The organism is Mycobacterium sp. RTGN4, assembly GCF_033804635.1.
Lineage (GTDB): Bacteria > Actinomycetota > Actinomycetes > Mycobacteriales > Mycobacteriaceae > Mycobacterium.
Window position 1 is genome coordinate 1 of record NZ_JAPZLB010000036.1, and the last position, 5,781, is coordinate 5,781.

The following is a 5,781-nucleotide window of genomic DNA, read 5'->3' on the forward strand; positions in this document are numbered from 1 at the left end:
TGGCGGTGGTGACCGCGGCGGGGTTGATCGAGCGGCTCGGTGGGTGTGGGTTGGCGGTCATCGACGTCGCCGATTCGCGGGTGGGTGATTTCCCGAGTTCGGCGTTGCCGGTGCCGGGTTCCGAGGACGTGGCCTATGTCATCTACACCTCGGGGACCACGGGCACTCCGAAGGGGGTGGCGGTGACCCACGGCAATGCGACGCAGTTGGTGGAGGCGTTGGCGGTGGAGTTGCCGCGTGCGGGGGCGTGGACGCAGTGGCATTCCTATGCCTTCGACGTCTCGGTGTGGGACGTGTTCGCTCCGCTGCTCGGTGGTGGCCGGGTGGTGGTGGTGTCCGAGGAGGTGGCGGCCTCTCCGGAGGATTTCCATGCGTTGTTGGTCGCCGAGCGGGTCGATGTGTTGAGCCAGACCCCGTCGGCGGTGGGGATGTTGTCCCCGCACGGGTTGGAGTCGATGGCGTTGGTGGTCGCCGGTGAGGCGTGTGCGGCCGAGGTGGTGGAGCGGTGGGCGCCGGGTCGGGTGATGATCAACGCCTACGGTCCGACCGAGGCCACGGTGTATGCCGCGATGAGCGCTCCGCTGAGGGTGGGTTCGGGGCCGGTGCCGATTGGTTCTCCGGTGCCGGGGGCGGCGTTGTTCGTGCTGGATGCGTGGTTGGGTGTGGTGCCGGCTGGGGTGGTCGGCGAGTTGTACGTGGCTGGGCGTGGGGTGGGGTTGGGGTATCTGGGTCGGGCCGGGTTGAGTGGGTCGCGGTTCGTGGCGTGCCCGTTCGGTGGGGTGGGGGCGCGGATGTATCGCACCGGGGATTTGGTGTGTTGGGGTGCTGATGGGCAGTTGCAGTATTTGGGTCGCGCTGATGAGCAGGTCAAGATCCGCGGGTATCGCATCGAGTTGGGTGAGGTGCAGGCCGCGCTCAGTGAGTTGGATGGGGTGGCCCAGGCGGTGGTGATCGCCCGGGAGGATCGGCCCGGGGACAAGCGGTTGGTCGGTTATGTCACCGAGACCGTTGCGGGGGCAGCGGATCCGGCGGGGATGCGGGCGGTGTTGGCGCAGCGGTTGCCGGGTTACATGGTGCCGGCGGCGGTGGTGGTGCTCGCATCGGTGCCGTTGACGGTGAACGGGAAGTTGGATCGCCGCGCGTTGCCGGCTCCGGAGTACGTCGATGCCGATGCCTATCGGGCGCCCTCGACTCCCGCCGAGCAGTTGGTGGCCGGCGTTTATGCCCAGGTGTTGGGGTTGGAGCGGGTCGGGGCCGATGACTCGTTCTTCGATTTGGGTGGGGATTCGCTGTCGGCGATGCGGGTGGTGGCCGCGGTGAACAAGGCGTTGGGTGTGGGTCTTTCGGTGCGGGCGTTGTTCGAGGCGCCGTCGGTGGCGGGGTTGTCGGCGCGGGTGGGTGAGGCCGGTGATGGGTTGGCGCCGTTGGTCGCTGGGGTGCGTCCGGCGGTGGTGCCGTTGTCGTTTGCTCAGCAGCGGTTGTGGTTCTTGGATCAGTTGCAGGGGCCCTCGGCGACGTATCACATGCCGGTGGCGTTGCGGTTGAGCGGGCCGTTGGACGTGGCGGCGTTGGGGGCGGCGCTGGGTGACGTGATCGCCCGGCACGAGTCGTTGCGCACGGTGTTGCCGGCGGTGGGTGGGGTGCCGCGGCAGGTGGTGGTGGACGCGGCGGCTGCTGATTGTGGGTGGCAGGTCGTTGATGCGGTGGGCTGGTCGGCGGCGCAGGTGCAGGCGGCCATCGGTGCGGTGGTGGGTGCGGTGTTCGACGTGAGTGCCGAGATTCCGTTGCGGGCCCGGCTGTTTCGGGTGGGTGCCACCGAGCATGTGTTGGTGGCGGTGGTGCATCACGTCGCTGCCGATGGTGGGTCGATCGTGCCGTTGGTGGGGGATCTGGGGGTGGCCTACGGGGCGCGGCGCGCGGGTCGGGCCCCGGGGTGGGCGCCGTTGGCGGTGCAGTACGCCGATTACACGCTGTGGCAGCGCGAACAGCTCGGTGAGCTCGAGGACGAGGCCAGTCGCATCGCCGGGCAGTTGGGGTATTGGCAGGACGTGTTGGCCGGGATGCCCGAGCAGCTGGGGTTGCCGACGGATCGGCCGTATCCGGCGGTGGCTGATCATCGGGGGGCCAGTGTGGCGGTGGAGTGGTCGGCGGCGGTGCAGGCGCAGGTGGCGTGGGTGGCCCGCGAGCACGGTGCGACCAGTTTCATGGTGGTCCAAGCTGCGTTGGCGGTGTTGTTGTCGAAGTTGAGTGCCAGTTCTGATGTGGCGGTGGGTTTCCCGATCGCGGGGCGTCGTGATCCGGTGCTCGATGAGTTGGTGGGGTTCTTCGTCAACACGTTGGTGTTGCGGGTGCAGTTGGATGGTGATCCGACGGTGGCGCAGGTGCTCGAGCAGGTGCGGGCGCGCAGTTTGGGGGCCTTCGAGCATCAGGACGTGCCCTTCGAGGTGTTGGTGGATCGGCTCAATCCGACGCGCAGTCTGGCGCGTCATCCGTTGGTGCAGGTGATGTTGGCGTGGCAGAACTTCGCCGCTCACGATCTGGATGCGATGTTGGAGGGGGTGGCGGTGGCGCCGTTGGCCGCTGATACCGCGACCGCTCGGGTGGATGTGACGTTCTCCCTGTCGGAACGCTTCGGCGAGGGGGGTGAGCCGGCCGGTATCGGTGGGGTGGTGGAGTTCCGCACCGATGTGTTCGATGCGGCCAGCATCGAGGTGTTCGTCGAGCGGTTGGCGCGGGTGGTGGCGGCGATGACGGCCGATCCGCAGCAGCGGTTGTCGGCGATCGAGGTGCTCGAGGAGGATGAGTCTGTTCGCCTCGATGTGCTCGGCAACCGGGCGGTGTTGGCTTCCCCGGCGCCGTCGGGGAGTTCGATTCCGGCGTTGTTCGCCGCGCAGGTGGCGCGTACTCCGGGGGCGGTGGCGCTGTCTGGTGGGGGCCGCTCGATGACGTATCGGGAGCTCGACGAGGCGTCGAATCGGTTGGCGCACTTGTTGGTTGCCCATGGTGCGGGTCCGGGTCGGTGTGTGGCGTTGCTGTTGAACCGGTCGGTCGAGGCGGTCACCGCGATCGTGGCGGTACTCAAGTCGGGGGCGGCGTATGTGCCGATCGACCCGGCGGTGCCCGATGCGCGCATCGAGTTCGTGCTCGCTGATGCGGTCCCGGTGGCGGTGGTGACCGCGGCGGGGTTGATCGAGCGGCTCGGTGGGTGTGGGTTGGCGGTCATCGACGTCGCCGATTCGCGGGTGGGTGATTTCCCGAGTTCGGCGTTGCCGGGGCCGGGTCCCGAGGACGTGGCCTATGTCATTTACACCTCGGGGACGACCGGCACTCCGAAGGGGGTGGCGGTGACCCATGGCAATGCGACGCAGTTGTTGGAGGCGTTGGCGGTGGAGTTGCCGCGCGGGGGGGCGTGGACGCAGTGGCATTCCTATGCCTTCGACGTCTCGGTGTGGGACGTGTTCGCTCCGCTGCTCGGTGGTGGCCGGGTGGTGGTGATCTCCGAGGAGGTGGCGGCTTCTCCGGAGGATTTGCATGCGTTGTTGGTCGCCGAGCGGGTCGATGTGTTGAGTCAGACCCCGTCGGCGGCGGGTGCGCTGTCGCCGCTGGGGTTGGAGTCGATGGCGTTGGTGGTGGCCGGGGAGGCGTGTGCGGCCGAGTTGGTGGAGCGGTGGGCGCCGGGGCGGGTGATGATCAACGCCTACGGTCCGACCGAGGCCACGATCTATGCGTCGATGAGTGCCCCGTTGACGGCGGGTACCTCGGTGGTGCCGATTGGTGTCCCGGTGCCGGGGGCGGCGTTGTTCGTGCTGGATCAGTGGTTGGGTGTGGTGCCCGCGGGTGTGGTGGGCGAGTTGTACGTGGCTGGGCGTGGGGTGGGGTTGGGGTATCTGGGTCGGGCCGGGTTGAGTGGGTCGCGGTTCGTGGCGTGTCCGTTCGGTGGGGTGGGGGCGCGGATGTATCGCACCGGGGATTTGGTGTGTTGGGGTGCTGATGGGCAGTTGCAGTATTTGGGTCGCGCCGATGAGCAGGTCAAGATCCGCGGGTACCGCATCGAACTCGGCGAAATTCAAACGGTGCTGGCCGAGGTGGAGGGGATCGATCAGGCGGTGGTGATCGCCCGGGAGGATCGGCCCGGGGACAAGCGGTTGGTCGGTTATGTGACCGAGACCGTTGCGGGGGCAGCGGATCCGGCGGCGGTGCGGGCGGTGTTGGCGCAGCGGTTGCCGGGGTACATGGTGCCGGCGGCGGTGGTGGTGCTCGCGTCGGTGCCGTTGACGGTGAATGGGAAGTTGGATCGCCGGGCGTTGCCGGCTCCGGAGTACGTCGATGCCGATGCCTATCGGGCGCCCTCGACTCCCACCGAGCAGTTGGTGGCCGGCATCTATGCCCAGGTGTTGGGGTTGGAGCGGGTCGGGGCCGATGACTCGTTCTTCGATCTGGGTGGAGACTCGCTGTCGGCGATGCGGGTGGTGGCGGCGATCAACACCAGCGTGGACTCCGGGTTGGTGGTGCGGGCGCTCTTCGATGCGCCGACGGTGGCCGGGTTGGCCGCCGGTATCGGCGAGCAGGCCGATCGGCGTGCGCCGTTGGTCGCTGGGGTGCGTCCGGCGGTGGTGCCGTTGTCGTTTGCCCAGCAGCGGTTGTGGTTCCTCAACCGGTTCGAGGGTGGGGCGGCGACCTACAACATGCCGATCGCGTTCCGGATCGACGGGGAGCTCGACGTGGCGGCGTTGGGGGCGGCGCTGGACGACGTGATCGCCCGGCACGAGTCGTTGCGCACGGTGTTCCCCGACCTGGAGGGGGTGGCCTTTCAGCAGGTGTTGGCGCCCGAGGCGGGCAGTTGGCGCCGTGGTGGGCCGGCGGTGGTGGCGTTGGCGGAGTCCGAGGTGGCTGCCGAGCTGATCGCGTTGGCCGGGTATCGCTTCGATTTGTCCACCGAGATCCCGATCCGGGCGCAGCTCTTCGAGGTGGGTCCCGAGCAGTACGTGCTGGGGATGGTGTTGCATCACGTCGTCTTCGATGGCTGGTCGATGGCGCCGATGGTGCGCGATGTGGCGCAGGCGTATGCGGCGCGCCGGGCCGGGCGGGCTCCGGGGTGGGCGCCGTTGCCGGTGCAGTACGCCGATTACACGGTGTGGCAACAGGATTGGTTGGGGGTGGAGTCCGATCCCGACAGTGTGACCGCCGCGCAGTTGGGTTATTGGCGCCAGGCGTTGGCCGGGTTGCCCGAGGTGGTGTCGTTGCCGACGGATCGGGCTCGCCCGGCGGTGCCCAGTTACCGCGGGGACGGGGTGACGATGGGTATCGACGCGCAGACCTGGGCGGGGGTCAAGGCGTTGGCCGCCGCGCACGGTGCGACGGTCTCGATGGTGTTGCAGGCCGCGGTGGCGGTGCTGTTGCATCGGGCCGGGGTCGGGGAGGACGTGGCGTTGGGTACGCCGATCGCGGGGCGGATGGATCCCGCGCTCGACGAGTTGGTCGGGTTCTTCGTCAACACCTGGGTGTTGCGGGTGGGGGTGAGTTCTCAGCAGCGCTTCGACGAGGTGCTCGCCGGTGTGCGCCATCAGGCGTTGGATGCCTACGGCAATCAGGACGTGCCCTTCGAGTTGCTGGTGGAGCGGCTCAACCCGACGCGTTCGGCGTCGCATCATCCGTTGTTTCAGGTGTTGGTGGTGTTCCAGAACAACGTGCGTCCGGAGGTGGCGCTGGACGGCGCCACCATTGAGCCGCTCTCGATGGACACCCACACCGCGAAGTTCGATCTGGACTTCGATCTGCGGG

The 5,781-nt window shown here is 68.2% G+C and carries 1 protein-coding gene; it reads left to right on the plus strand.

The features are described from left to right. Positions 1–5,781: non-ribosomal peptide synthetase (locus SLQ30_RS32915; RefSeq protein WP_319458350.1), on the plus strand; the 5,781-nt coding region annotated here is incomplete at both ends.